Below are 13,837 nucleotides of genomic sequence, written 5' to 3'. Positions count from 1 at the left end.
CGAAGTCCGGGTCTCAGCCCCCGGCGTGGCCGCAAGCTCAGCCTGAGCGGGCGGGAAGAGTCGGTTCCGCGGCGAGCAACGCCGCCCACAGGTCGGCACGCGCCGGGAACGCGCTCAGATCCCGCCCGATCAGGTGTTCGATCTGGCCGATACGGGCCCGCACGGTGTGACGGTGCAGGCCGAGCAGGTCGGCGACGGCGCCGAACTGGCCGTTGTGCTCGAGCCACACACGCAGCGTCCGCACCAACTCTGATCCGTGGTCGGCGTCATGGGCGAGCAGGGGCCCGAGGGCCGCGAGAGCGATGGTGCGGGCATCCGTTCGGGCCAGAAGCGCGAGTACCCCCTGCCGGGAGATCGCCGCGAACTCCACGACGCCGGGTGGCGCTTCACACGCCCGCTCGAGCGCCTGCGTAGACTGCGCGAGCGCCGCGGGGAGGGCGTCGTAGTCGCTCGGATCGGAGATCCCGGCCCAGGCCCCGAAGAGGGAGCAGACCTCGGCGGCGATCTCCGTCTCGTCGGCCCGCACACACAGCACGACGCTGCCGGGCAGGATGCTGGCGGTCACGACGCTGGCGGTCACGACGCTGGCGGTCACGACGCTGGCGGGCACGCTGTCGGGTGCGTCCGGCCGCGGGCCGACCGGACCCACGCTCGTCGTGCCGTCATCACGGTCGGCGAAGAACAGCGTTCCGGGCCGGGCCTCCACCCGCAATTCCAGCCATTCAGTGAACGCGGCGTGACGTTGTGCCGCCACCCGCACCTGCACGATCCGCACCGGCGCGGCCGGAAGTGGCCCCCACACCTTGTCGGCGACCCCCTGCACGAGGCTGAGATCCCCGCCGATCAGGGTGCGCAGCAGCCCGGAGCGCAAGTGCCCGACGAAAAGCGCCAGGGCACTGTTCTGCTCGAGGGCCAGCCCGGCAAGTGCGATGACCGACGTCACCACGCTCTGACTGGCCCGGTCGAGCACGGTCGAGCCGCCGAGCGCGAGCACTCCGCGCAGTGCGCTCGGGCGCCCCAACGTCTGCAGCGTGAGTGTCTCCCCGCCAGCGATAACCGAGCTGCTGGCCCGTTGCCCGTCGTTCAGCAGCCGTTTGGCCTCGCGCTGCACGGTGTGCAGCGCTCCCTCGCCAGCGGATGCCGCAGTGGATGCCGCAGTGGATGCCGCAGTGGATGCCGCCGCCGAGACCCCGCCGAACGCCGTCGCCGGAAACACCCGGTCCAGCGCGCCCGTGACATCGAACAGGGCGACCCAATGGTCCAGCTGCCGGCTCAGCTCCGCGAGGGTCGCGCTGAGCCCGTCGGGCCGCAGCGCCGCGAGGGCAATCGCATGCTGGGCTGCCAGCGCCCAGGTCGAGCGAGCGAAGCGCTCCTCGGCAATGAGGTCGCCGGCGAGCCGTTCGACCGCGATGAAGGGGGTGCGGAACGGTACCTCGAACAGCGGCAGACCCTGATCCCGGCAGGCGGCGCGGAGCTGTTTCGGCGTTCCAGCCCGCACGACCTCGGTGCCGAAGCCGAGCGCAACGACCCCGCGGGCCCGCAGCCGCCCGACGTAGGCGATGTAGCCAGCATCCTCGTGGCCCTGGGCGTTCTCGTTGTCGCTTTCGTCGCTCTCTCCGGCGCCGAACTGAGTGCCGGTCGTCAGCAGCAGATGCCCCGCAGCAAGAAACGGCGTTGGGTCGAGCAGATCAGAGCTGTGCACCCAGACGACGGATGCGTCCACCGCGTTGGTGGGCAGCCCGCCCTCCGGAGTCAGCAGGGTCAGGGCCAGTTCGGGCCGGGCGAGCAATCGTCGCAGAGTGGGGAGCATCACGGACCCTCGGTTATTGGTCCAGCCGGGTCTTATACAGCCGGGTGAAATCTTCTGCTCACACTGTACAACGCGGCAGAGCGCGACGGTGGCCCGCTCCCTACGATGGATCTCGGCCGGAACACCCACCACCTCGAACTGGAGCAGCCAGATGACACTTGCAGACACCGCAGCACGCACCGCCTCGACTCAGCAGGCCGTTCAGCAGGCCGTTCCGCTCGGCGGCCCCTCGCTGCCCCAGCAACGCCGCCTCGTCACCAGCATCCCCGGCCCCAAGTCTCTGGCCCTCACGGCGCGCAAGAATCGGGCCGTCTCTGCCGGTGTCGGAGTGACACTGCCCGTCTACGCCGTCGCGGCGGGCGGGGCGGTGATCGTCGACGTCGACGGCAACTCGCTCATCGACCTGGGCTCCGGTATCGCCGTGACCGGCGTGGGCAACAGCGCCCCCGCACTCGTCTGCGCCGTGACCGAACAGCTCGCGCAGTTCACCCACACGTGTTTCTCGGTGGTGCCCTACGACTCCTACATCGACGTGGCCGAGGCCCTCAATCGCCTCACGCCCGGCGACCACGACAAGCGCAGCGCCCTCTTCAACTCCGGCGCGGAAGCGGTCGAAAACGCCGTCAAGATCGCGCGTCACTTCACCGGCAAGCAGGCCGTGGTCGCCTTCGACCACGCCTACCACGGCCGCACCAACCTCACCATGGGTCTCACCGCCAAGAACCAGCCCTACAAGAACGGATTCGGCCCCTTCGCCGCCGAGATCTACCGAGTGCCCACCTCGTACCCCCTGCGGGACGGCGGCCTGACGGGTGTCGAAGCTGCTCACCGCACGATCAGCCAGATCGAGAAGCAGATCGGCGCCGACAACCTCGCTGCCGTCATCATTGAGCCCATCCAGGGTGAGGGCGGTTTCATCGTTCCCGCAGCGGGCTTTCTGCCGACGCTCGTGGACTGGTGCCGGGCCCACAACGTGGTCTTCATCGCCGACGAAGTACAGACCGGCTTCGCCCGCACCGGGGACATGTTTGCGTGCGACCACGAGGCAATCGTGCCCGACTTGATCTGCACCGCGAAGGGCATCGCCGGCGGCCTGCCGCTGTCCGCCGTAACCGGGCGCGCCGAAATCATGGACGCACCACAGGGTGGCGGCCTGGGCGGTACCTACGGCGGAAACCCGCTCGCCTGCGCGGCGGCACTCGCGACGATCGCGACCTATGAGAATGAGAACCTCGTCGCTCGTGCCCGACACATCGGAGCGATCATCGGGGCGCAGCTCGGGGCGATCGATGACCCGCGCGTCGGCGAGGTGCGCGGACGCGGCGCCATGATGGCGCTCGAACTGATCGACCCGGCCACGGGGGAGCCCGACGCGGCGTTGACCGCCCGAGTGCTCGCATCCGCTCACGCCCAGGGGGTGCTGCTGCTCGGCTGCGGAACCTACGGCAACGTCATTCGTCTGCTGCCGCCCTTGAGTATTACGGATGCCCTGCTGATCGAGGCTCTCGACGTGCTGGCGGAGGTTCTCGCCGCTTCGTGAGCCACCCCTGCGGTCTGACGTCGGGGCCCGACCTCGGGGCCGAGTCCTCGGGCCGAGTCGCCGGGCCGAGTCGGCGGGCCGGGACCCCGAACTAGGTCAGATCGCGCAGGCGGGAGGTCACGCCGGTACCCGCGCTGCCCTTGCGCTCGCTCGTGATGGCGATCACGAGCAGCACGGCGCCGGCAACGGCAAGGGCGATCCACCACAGCAGCGGATTGATGGTGCGGCCGATCTGCACCATGAACACGACGATGATCTCGATCGGCAGCACGCACAGGCTCAGGATGAATGGGGCCGCGAGGCGCCGCACCGAGCCGATCACGATCGCCGCGAGGGCCAGACTCATGACCATGATCGCGCGCCAGGTGAGTGGGTCGGTGCCGGTCGCGAGTATCGACGGCAGGAAGATGACCACGAGGCCCGGCGTCAGCAGGCGCCACGAGCCGTTGAACCCGTTGGGCCAGGCGGCCCAGGCCGCCCAGGAGTGCGAGCGGACTGCTCCGACCGAGCGGGCGAGGCCGCTCTGTGCTTTCGGTTGCAGTGCATTCGGGTGCCGTGCATTCGGGTGCAGTGCTTTCGGTTGCAGTGGTCTCGGTTGCAAGCCCAGCACTCCCGCCAGCAGCAGGGCAACGCCGAGCGGCAGGGACCAGGCTTCGACCCGCAGCTCTCGTTCGCTCCAGCCCGCGACGGCCGTGCCCCAGGCGAGCGCAAAGATGAACCAGGCCGGGGGCAGGGAGACCGCTGTGGAGCGCGCGAGCCAGACCGTGACGAGCATGAAGCCGAGCAGGGCGAGCGTGAGGGCCATCAGGGTGATGATCGAGAAGGGGTCATGGCGAATCGCCGTGATCGGTCCGGCGACCAGAAACGAGGTCGCGGCCGCATAGCGCCAGCGTGAGGGCACCGCGGCGAATGCCCGCTCGCCCTGCTCGCGTTGCGCCTGCAGAACGGCGCCGGCCCCGATCGCGAGCAGCACCGCCACGAGGCTCAGCCCGAGCACGGGCAGCATGACGAGTGCGTCGGCGGCCAGGTCGAGCCGGTCGGCGCCGAGCCCCCACCGCACCGCCTGCACGGCACCCGCGCTGGCGGCAATCGTGGCGACCCACAGCGTCGGAGCCCGCAGCGCGCGCAGCGCCTCGAACCGGCCGCCGTCGCGCGGCTCCGCGGTGTCCGGCGCCATGGCCAGAGCGTTGGCCTGTGGTTCATACTCAGTCCGCTCGGTCCGCTCGGTCCGCTCGGTCCGCTCGGTCCGCTCGGTCCGCTCGGTCCGCTCGGTCCGCTCGGGCTGGTCGGGCGCCACGCCGAGCCGTGTCTCGTTCGACGGATGCCGCATCACGATTCTGCCGAGCACCACGAGCAGGAGCGCTCCCGCGAGCAGCCCATAGCTGCGCCAGGGCGTCGTGACCTCCAGGCTGCTCGGCGTGACGACGAGCACGGCCAGGCTCGGCACGACGGCGATCAGCAGTCCGGTGGTGAAGAGTGAGTCACCGTCCCGGCCGCGATGCGTGAGCCAGGCTCCGACGACGACCGCGGCGAGCGCCGGCGGCAGCAGATACGGTTCGAGTACCTCGACGCCCTGGATCGCCCAGACACACCACAGGGCGCCGGTCCAGCACGTGGCGGCCGCCCACCAGGCGAAGCGGTGGTGGATGGTCAGGGCGCTGGCGGCGGCACCGACCCCCAGAATGACGAGCACGAGAAAAGTCGTCTCCAGCCCGGCGGCGATGCGCACGAGGGCGAGCAGCACCGCGAGCGCCCCGGTGACTCCGGCGGAGACCTCGATCCAGCGACGGGCGGCATCCGCTTCGGCGATCGAGATACCCGAATTCGCCAGCCATCGCGCAATCAGCGAGGCCAGCGGAATGGTCACCGCGACGATCACGGCCACGATCGGAAGTACGATCGGCGATCCGCTCATGGGCAGCTGCGCGCCGAGGCAGACGACCACGACGGCGAGAGACGGCACGAGCAACGCGGCGGCGGCCGAGCGCAGCAGCAGGGTCATGCCGGTTCGCCGAGTGGTCAGCAGAGTGAACGCCAGAGCGAAGGCCACGCCGGTCGAGAGCGCGGTCCAGCCGCTGCGTTCCAGCAGTACACCGACGACACCGGTCATGAACGGCACCGCGGTCACGATCAGCGCGGCGTACCAGCTGCGCGGCGTCAGCCAGGTCGTGAGCGTCGTGGCCAGCGCGAACAGCAGTGCGAGAGTCGTCGTGAGGCAGAGCACCGCGATGCTCTCCACGCGCGCGAGATCGAGTGCGGTCGCGAAGATGACCAGCGCGTAGGCGTAGCCCACGCCGAAATAGACCGGGCGCGCCGCGGTGGGCCGGGTCTGGGCCACCGCGACGAGCACCAGCACGGCCGCAGCGCCGACCCACACGGTTGATGAGGTCTGGATCCAGCCGACGGTTGCTGCGAGCATGAGCAACACGTGTGCGCCAACGATGAGCGGGGTGCGCACCGCCGCGGCAGCCTGCACGACGGACCCGACCCGCACGAGTACCACGCTCACCGCGACGGCCAGCACGAGCCCGATGATCGACTGCACGGGCCGGTCGAAGCCGTTCCAGCCGGTGACGGTCAGCAGCACGAGCATCAGCGCCGCGAGCGCCCGGCCGCGCAGGGTCAGGGTCCTGCCTTCCCGACCGGCCAGCGGCACCTGATCGACCGGCAGCACCGGGTCGGCCAGCGGCACCGGGTCGGCCAGCGGCACCGGGTCGACCAGCAGGGCCCGGTGCGCGAGCAGGGACAGCGCCCACAGCGTCGCCGCGGTGGCCGTGACACCACCCAGGGTGGCCAGCCCCAGGGTCGGCGACACGATAAACGAGTCCGAACCGCGTGTCTCGAAGCCGAGCACGAGCGTCAGGACCGGGGAGAACAGCTGAAGTCCGGCAACAAAGATGGCCGGCAGTGCGCCGAGCAGGGCCACGACCCAGGCGCCAGAGACGAGGCTGGGCCGGTTGACCGTCACCGTGCCGCGCAGCGCCGTGATGCCCACGAGTGCCGCGCCGGTGACGAGCGGTACGAGGGCCACAATCCACTCATCGTCGGGCAGGTTAAGGGTGAACGGAAGCAGGCCGATGGCGGCCACGGCGAAGGCTCCCGATGCGAAACTCCAGAACCGGGGGAGTCCGTTCCAACTGCCGAGGGCGGCCACCACGGCCAGGCACGCGAGGATGCCGGCGGTGCCGAAGACCCGCGCCGCGCCGAGGGGAACGTCGAGAACCGCGAGTTGCACGAGGGACACCCCCACTGCCGCGACCTGAATGACCAGGGCGGTGCCGCGTTCCACGCCGAGGGCCGTGCCAAAGCGCGGGGCCAGTCGCCGCACGAGTGGGTGCAGGCCCAGCACCACGGCCGCCACGACGAGGCTGCCCAGCACCGCAGACCAGACGCTGCCGCCGGCTGAGCCGAACAGGCCCGGTGTGAGGGCGAGACCGACGACGGCTGTCCACACCCACGTTCGCACCCGGGCCCGCGCGCCGATGAACATGAGTGCTGCCGAGGAGACGAGGGTGCCGATGCCGGCGAACACGAAGGGGCTGACCCCGAACGGGGCCAGCTGAGAGAATGCCCACACGTCGAGCAGTACGAAGACCCCGCCGAGCGCGCCGACCGATTCCGCGGAGAACTGCAGGCCGCTGCGCGCGAAAAACCAGGCACCGCCGAGAAAGACCGCGGTGATGACGGCGATGATGGTCGTGCGCCCGGCAAAACTCGTGAGCTCGGGATTGAGGAACGTGAAGACGAGCGCCGCGACGGCGAGCAGGGCGGCACCGGCCACGGAGAGCACCGACTGCACGCTGACCTGCGAGCTCGGGTCTGCCGGCGCCGCGGCGACTCCGGCGGCCGCCCACTCTGGCACCTGATAGTTCGGAAGGGCGGCGGCCGGGGCCGGCGAGTTCAAGGGCGAGTTCAGGGGCGAGCTCACGGTCGGGCTTACGGACGAGCCGACCGGGGCGCCCCACGCGGCGGGGCCGGTCGTGGTCGGCAGCCGGCCGATGATGCGCTGGCGGGCACCGAGGGCATCCGCTGCCTGCGACGAGGCCGCCGCCAGTTCGACCGCGACCGGGCCGCCGAGATCGGCGCCACAGTCGCGGCACCAGCCGGGTTCCCGCAGCGCCGCGTCACAGCGCGGGCAGATGTGCGGGTCGACGAGATACCGAACAGCGCTCTCACTCCAGGTTTTCCCCATGCGGGCAGTCTAGGGGTGGCCTCCCACGCGCCGGCAAGGCCCGGGCAGGGTTAAATGTTCGATCGCGTAAACAGCACCTTCGTTTCAGAAACGAAGGTGCGATCTGCGCGACTCAACCAAACGACCGACCGGAAAATCCGGCTAATTCTGGGTGAATCCCGGAAAATCTAGAAGAGCGAGGCGATCGAGCGCAGCAAGACGAGCGCAATGGCACCAATCGACAACCCCAATCCGGCCAAGACCAGGCCGCGGCCGCGCGCCCGAACCGGAATCACTCGGTAGGCCTGCATCGTGAAGGTCAGCCCGATCACGGCGACGATGACGGCCGGAAACGGAAACACAATTGCCAGCACGAAGCCGCCGAGGGACAGCCAGAACCCCGGCACCCGGCCGGGCGTCTTCGTGTAGTCGGCCCGGGGTGCACCCAGAGTGAAGAGGTTGTTGCCGTTTATGTTCGCGCGCGGGTCGTTCACCGTGGGGCCTCCAGAAAATCCAGAAAAGTCGTTCTGACAGTCTCACACACGACGCACACCGGCCGACTCGTGCCGGCTCACGCCCCGCGTCGGGTGTTCGCTCAACAATCGTTTCGGTTAAAGTTGAACCCGGGGCGGGAAAGGAACAACAACGTGAGTGAGATTGCGGCCGAATTGGCGCGGGTGCGCGAGGCCTTCGACAAACCCACCCTGCGCCTGCTGGACCGCAAATGGGCTCCGTTCGTGCTCGCCGTCTTCAAGAGTTCTTTCAGCCGGGACCGCCGCAGCGTGCAGGCCGATCTGCTGCACACCCAGGTGGATGCCTACCTCGCCGACCTCCGCAGCGTCGGCAGCGAGGTGCCAGGCAAGAACGGCCGCGCACTGTGCGTGCAATGGATGAACGACCTGTGGCTGTACCGCGAAATGGGGGACAACAGCTCGGACAACGGAGAGGAGTTCTACTCCCTCACCTCCCACGCCCTCGAGGCGCTGCTGCTCGTCGACGGCCTCGCCCGCGACCGCGCGCTGATCAGCGAGTCCCGCCTCACGACGATCGTCGACACGGCCAGGCACCGTGCGACGCAGGCGAACCCGGATCGGCAGGAACGCATCCGTCGCCTGGACCAGGAGATCGCCGAGAAGCAGAGCGAACGTGATCGTCTGGATGCCGGCGGCGACGTCGCGAGCGCCTCCAACGAGCAGATGCTCGAGGGCTACGCCAACCTCATCGACCTGATCAATCAGCTGCCGAGCGACTTCAAACGGGTCGAAGAGTCCGTCGCCGGCATGCACCGGCAGATCATCAACGACTTCCGCGGTGAGGAACGCCCGATCAGCGAGGTGCTCGACGACTACCTCGCCAAGACGGATGCCCTGATGACCTCCACCAAAGAGGGCCGTGCCTTCGAGGGCGCCTTCGCCCTGCTGCGCAACGACACGCTCATGCTCGCGCTCAAGAACGACCTCGAGACGATCCTGCTGCACCCCTTCGCGCTCGAACTGTCCGCGACCGACCGCCGCGGCTTCATGGGCACCGTCGGCCTGATCCGCAAGGGTATCGACGACGTGCTTACCCAGCGCAACGGCCTCAGCACGACCCTGCGCGAGCACATTGTGAACCACGACGTCGTGAAGGACCGCGAACTCGAGCGGATGCTGCAGGGCATCAACAAGGAACTCGCCGTCTGGATGCAGACGGCCGGCCCGCGCGCCACCGTCACGGCGGAACTCATGCCGGGCACCCTGGAGGTGGAGCACCTGCAGGAACGGTTCTACGATCCCGCCGCCCATCTCGCGCCGCCGGAGCTCGACGACGTGATGGGTGACGCACCCGAACCGCCGAGCCTCGACGCGATGCGCCAGCAGGGCGGTCCGCTGCTCGAGGAGATGCGCGACGCGATCGTGACGGCCTTCAGCACGGGGGATGCGGCATCCGTCGGAGCGGCGTTCAACGCGCTCGCGGTGACGCTGCGGCGCCCGGTCGAGATTCTGGGCATGCTGCAGATCGCGACGCAGGTCGACGCCGTGCACCGGGCCGAGGCCGTGGAAAGCTTCGAGACCGTGCGGCCCGACGGCAGCGTGCGCAGCTTCACCGTGCCGCGCATCATGCTGACGGATGCCGAGACCGCAGCCCTGGCCGCCCTGCCGTACGGCCCGACCGAACCAAACCAGACTTCAGACGAGAATGAGTGAGCGGCATGACTGACAACGAGACGGACGACCGCACGGACGCTACCGGAGACGATACAAGCGTCGAGCGCGACCCGGCCAGCTTCTCGCTGTTCGAGGGCGACGAAGGCGGGCTCAGCATCGAACAACGCCGCACCCTCGTGCTGCTGCTCAAGCACCGCTACATCTCGGCCGCGCTGCAGCCCGCGGAATGGCAGACCCTGCTGGCCTCGCAGAGCCTGCTGCGCTCGCGCCTGAACGACGTCTTTCTCGACCTGCACGTCGACCTGCACTACGAGGTCGCGTTCAAACGCCAGGCCGTCGCCGAGGGCGGCGACCGCTTTCCGACCCTGCTGCACGATGTGGCGTACACTCGCGAAGAGACGATTCTGCTCGTGCTGCTGCGCCAGCGGTTTCGCAGCGAGCGGGCAAGCGGTCAGGAGATCGTGCTCGTCGACCGCGACAATCTCGTGGACAACGTTGCGCACTTTCGCCCGGAACACGCGACCGACCGTTCCGGTGATGCCCGCCGGGCCGCGGCTGCCGTCGACAGCCTCGCCAAGGCGCGGGTGCTGCTCAAGACGAGCGACGCCGACCGGTTTCGAGTGTCGGCGGTGATAGAGGTGCTGCTGCCGGTCCAACGGCTCGGCGAACTACTCGACTGGCTGGTCAGCCAGAACGGGGCCCCAGCGAGCCCAGCGCCAGACCTCGCCGACAACTTAGCCCTGCCCGCCATCTGGAGCCCCGCGAATGACTGATTCCCCCCTTTTCTACATCGACGGCTCGACCGAGGGCACCACCCAGTGGAAGGCCGAGTCCTTCCAGATGGTCAACTGGGGCGGCTTCCAGGGCCACCACGAGATTGCCTTTGCGCCGACCGCGACGCTCGTCTCCGGGGCCTCCGGTACCGGCAAGAGCAGCCTGCTCGACGCCTACCTCGCCCTCATGATGCCCTCCGATACCCCCTTCAACGGTGCGAGCAATGATGCCGGCTCCGGCCGGGCGCGCAGTGTCGACCAGCGCAACCTGATGACCTACCTGCGCGGAAAGACCGACTCCAGCCGCGAGGCGGGCACGGGCGCGTTGCAGGATCAGGTCTTGCGCGGTTCTCAGGAAGCCACCTGGGGCGCCGTGGCGATGACGTTCATCGACGACAACAACCGCCGCTTCACGGTGCTGCGGGCCTACTTCGTGCCGCGCGGGGCGAGCAAATTCGCTGACCTGTCAATGAAAATGGCGACGATCGACGGTCGCCTCGACCTGCGTGACCTCGCCGAGGTCACCGAAAGCCGCTTCGACAAACGGGCACTCAAGAACCGTTTTCCCGAGCTCGACATCTTCGACACCTACGCCGCATTCGCCCAGACGCTGTACACGCGGCTCGGCATCGGGGCGAACGGCGAGGGCGGCAAGGCCCTGCGCCTGCTCGCCCGCATCCAGGCCGGACAGCAGGTCAAGACCGTCGACGGCCTCTACAAATCGATGGTGCTCGAAGAACCGGCGACCTACGCCGCCGCCGACAAGGCCGTCGCGCACTTCGAAGACCTCGAACGGTCGTACCGGGCCATGGTCACCGAAGCGCAGAAGGCCCAGGTGCTCGAACGCATCCCCGCCCTGCACCGCGACTATGAGGCAGCGAGCGAGAAGGCCGAGCTGATCGATACCTTCGGGGTGCACCGCGCCGGCGATACTCCCTTCGTGCTCTGGCGGCTGCTGACCGAGCGCGCCCTGCTTGACGGCGCGGCCGATCTGAACGGCGCCGAACGTCGCGGCAACCTCGTCGAACTGGCCCGCGCCCGCGACGCCGAGACCGAGCTGAAGGCCCGAGTCGCCGCGGTTCAGGCCCAACAGCGCGACAATGGCGGCGACGTGCTCGCGAGCCTCGCGAACGATCTCGAGCAGCTGGGCAACCAGCGTGATGACGTTGCCGCCGAGCGTGCCACCTTCGACGCCCGGGTGGCCGTGCTCGAGACGCCGATCCACTCTCAGCCCGAGTTTCTGGCCGCGCAGACCGTCGCGGCCGACTTTCTCGGCACCTTCACGCCGGCAGCGGATGCCCTCGACGCCGACCGCGCAACCCTGCAGCGCACCTCCTATCCCGTCGAGGAACAGATTCGCGCCCTCAAGCAGGAGCACGGCTACCTCGCCGGCCGGGCGAGCCTGGTGCCGCAGCACCTGCACAACGCGCGGCTGATGATCGCAGAGGCCGCCGGCATCCCGGCCGAGGACCTGCCCTTCGTGGCCGAACTCATCGACCTCGCCGCCGACGAGGAGCAGTGGCGCCAGGCGGCCGAGGTCACCCTCGCATCCGTCGTGCGGGTCATGCTCGTCGACGAGACGAAACTCGCCGCCCTCAGCCAGGCCATCGACCCCTTGCGCATCCCGGTGCGAATCCACTTCGAGGGTGTGCCGTTGCGTGCTTTCGAACCGGTAGCCGGCGACGCCCGCTATGTCTCGGGCAAGCTCACCTTCGTCGACTCGCCCTTCAGCGGCTGGGCCCGCGAGCGGGTGCAGGCAACGAACCTGGACGCGCTCTGCGTGGCCACGCCGGCCGAACTGGTCGGCGACGGCCCCCGCGTCACGCCGAGCGGGCAGACCCGCAACGGCTCCCGCGGCGCCCACGGCTGGAATCAGGACCAGAAGTCCATCATCGGCTTCTCCAGTCGCGCCCGTCTCGACGACATCACCACGGAACTCGCCGAGTGCACGGCGACGGCGAACGCCGTGGCGAAGGAGGCATCCGCTCTCGGCGAGCGCATCGCGGATCTGCGCGCCCGCAAGGCCGCCCACCAATTCGTCGCGGATGCCGCGTGGCTCGGTATCGACGTGCCCGCCGCCGAGTCGAAAATCGCCGACAAGCAGGCCGAGCAGGAACGGGTGCTGGCCGGCAGCGACGTGCTGCGCGCCCTGAAAGAGGAGGAGGCACGCCTCGCCGGCGAACTCGAGGCCGCCCAGAAGCTCAAGCACTCCACCGACCAGCACGCCGTGCGGCTCGGCGCCGAACAGGGCCACATCGTCGATGACCAGGACGTGGTCACCGACGGGCTCGACCGCATCGAGCGGGGCGACTCCGTGGTCTTGACCGCCGACAACGCCGCGCACCTGGACGCCCAGTTCGCCCTCGTCGGCGACCAGCACGACCTCGCAGCCTTCGCGGGAGGCGTGAAACGCCTGCGGGAGCGCCTGACGGAGCAGTCCGCACAGGACCGTGGCGCCGCCGCAAGCGCCCGCGACTCGCTGTTGCGCATTTTCGAGACGTTTCAGAGTCGCTGGCCCGACCCGAACATCGGGGTGTCGATGGAGTCGTTCACGAGCTACAACGACATTCTCGACGCCGTGTACACGCTCGGTCTGCACGAGCGGCGCCAGGAGTGGAAGCGCCGCCTCGCGGCGTGGAGCGGCCAAGACCTCGTGCCGTTGGCCGGCGCGTTCACGACCGCGATCGAAGAGATCGAAGACCGGCTGCGGCCCATCAACGAGATCCTCACGACGCTGCCGTTTGGTGCGGGCCGTGACCGGTTGAAGATCAGCCTGCGACGGCTGCACCGCGACGATGCGACCGCATTTCGACGCGAACTCACGCTGCTGTCGTCGGGCGCGACCGAACTCTTCACCGACGAGCAGACCGAGAACCGCTTCACCCGGCTGCGGGCGTTCATGGCGCTCATTCGCAAGCCCGACGGCGGCGGTGAGGGCGGTGGCGGCCGCGGCGACGGCCAGCGCGAGCTTCTGCTCGACGTGCGCAAGCACGTGGAGATCACGGCCGTGCGCCTGACTCCCGAGGGGGTCGAGGTCAGCACCTACTCATCGCTCGGAGGCAAGAGCGGTGGCGAGTCGCAGGAGCTCGTGGCGTTCGTCGTGGGGGCTGCGTTGCGATTTCAGCTCGGCGACGAGAGCCGCACCCGACCCCGATTCGCGCCGGTGTTCCTCGACGAGGGTTTCGTCAAGTCCGACGCCGAGTTCGCCGGTCGAGCCGTCGCGGCGTGGAAGGGACTCGGTTTTCAGCTCATCGTCGGTGCCCCGCTCGACAAGGTCACCGCGCTCGAGCCGCACATGGATCTCGTGCTGTCGATGACCAAGAACAACACCACCGGGTATTCCTACATCACGCCGCTTGTTTCGACGTCCCTGTCGACCCCGGTGCCCGCCTAGGA

7 protein-coding genes are annotated in these 13,837 nt (G+C 69.0%); 4 read left to right on the top strand and 3 right to left on the bottom strand.

The genetic code is table 11. The features are described 5' to 3' along the window. Window positions 1-37: 37 nt before the first annotated feature. Window positions 38-1,810, bottom strand: a complete 1,773-nt coding sequence (locus tag E3T55_RS04750; protein ID WP_134518424.1) for a PucR family transcriptional regulator — start codon at window positions 1,808-1,810, stop codon at window positions 38-40. Between the two features lie 151 nt (window positions 1,811-1,961). On the opposite strand from E3T55_RS04750, the gene gabT reads away from it, so the two are divergent. Beyond that, window positions 1,962-3,350, top strand: coding sequence for a 4-aminobutyrate--2-oxoglutarate transaminase (gene gabT, locus E3T55_RS04745; RefSeq protein WP_134518423.1), 1,389 nt, complete (start codon window positions 1,962-1,964; stop codon window positions 3,348-3,350). Between the two features lie 91 nt (window positions 3,351-3,441). Here gabT and E3T55_RS04740 read toward each other — a convergent pair whose 3' ends face one another. Further along, window positions 3,442-7,542 (bottom strand): SCO7613 C-terminal domain-containing membrane protein, encoded by a 4,101-nt coding sequence (locus E3T55_RS04740; protein WP_134518422.1) that lies wholly within the window; start codon window positions 7,540-7,542, stop codon window positions 3,442-3,444. A 167-nt stretch (window positions 7,543-7,709) separates the two neighbouring features. After that, window positions 7,710-8,015 carry a hypothetical protein gene (locus E3T55_RS20185; RefSeq protein WP_166791673.1) on the bottom strand — a complete coding sequence of 102 codons (306 nt, stop codon included), beginning with the start codon at window positions 8,013-8,015 and terminating at the stop codon, window positions 7,710-7,712. 153 nt (window positions 8,016-8,168) lie between these two features. Between E3T55_RS20185 and E3T55_RS04735 the strand changes: the two genes are divergently transcribed. The 3 genes from E3T55_RS04735 to E3T55_RS04725 are packed head-to-tail and all read left to right on the top strand — an operon-like array spanning window position 8,169 to window position 13,835. Then, window positions 8,169-9,707 (top strand): DUF3375 domain-containing protein, encoded by a 1,539-nt coding sequence (locus E3T55_RS04735; protein ID WP_166791672.1) that lies wholly within the window; start codon window positions 8,169-8,171, stop codon window positions 9,705-9,707. Between the two features lie 5 nt (window positions 9,708-9,712). Continuing rightward, window positions 9,713-10,441 (top strand): DUF4194 domain-containing protein, encoded by a 729-nt coding sequence (locus tag E3T55_RS04730; protein WP_134518420.1) that lies wholly within the window; start codon window positions 9,713-9,715, stop codon window positions 10,439-10,441. Further along, a complete protein-coding gene (locus E3T55_RS04725) occupies window positions 10,434-13,835 on the top strand; it encodes an ATP-binding protein (RefSeq protein WP_134518419.1) in 3,402 nt (1,133 codons plus the stop codon). The genes E3T55_RS04730 and E3T55_RS04725 overlap by 8 nt, the downstream gene beginning before the upstream one ends. The last annotated feature ends 2 nt before the right edge of the window (window positions 13,836-13,837 follow it).

The sequence above is a fragment of the Cryobacterium frigoriphilum genome, from assembly GCF_004403305.1.
Taxonomy (GTDB): Bacteria; Actinomycetota; Actinomycetes; order Actinomycetales; family Microbacteriaceae; genus Cryobacterium; species Cryobacterium frigoriphilum.
Note: the sequence above shows the minus strand (reverse complement) of the source record. Positions and strands in the feature narration are given on the sequence as shown.

Excerpts from the sequence above, each read along its gene's own strand:
- gabT (WP_134518423.1), top strand. The coding sequence starts at position 1,962 with ATGACACTTGCAGACACCGCAGCACGCACCGCCTCGACTCAGCAGGCC.
- E3T55_RS04730 (WP_134518420.1), top strand. The coding sequence starts at position 9,713 with ATGACTGACAACGAGACGGACGACCGCACGGACGCTACCGGAGACGAT.
- E3T55_RS04725 (WP_134518419.1), top strand. The coding sequence starts at position 10,434 with ATGACTGATTCCCCCCTTTTCTACATCGACGGCTCGACCGAGGGCACC.
- E3T55_RS04750 (WP_134518424.1), bottom strand. The coding sequence starts at position 1,810 with ATGCTCCCCACTCTGCGACGATTGCTCGCCCGGCCCGAACTGGCCCTG.
- E3T55_RS04740 (WP_134518422.1), bottom strand. The coding sequence starts at position 7,542 with ATGGGGAAAACCTGGAGTGAGAGCGCTGTTCGGTATCTCGTCGACCCG.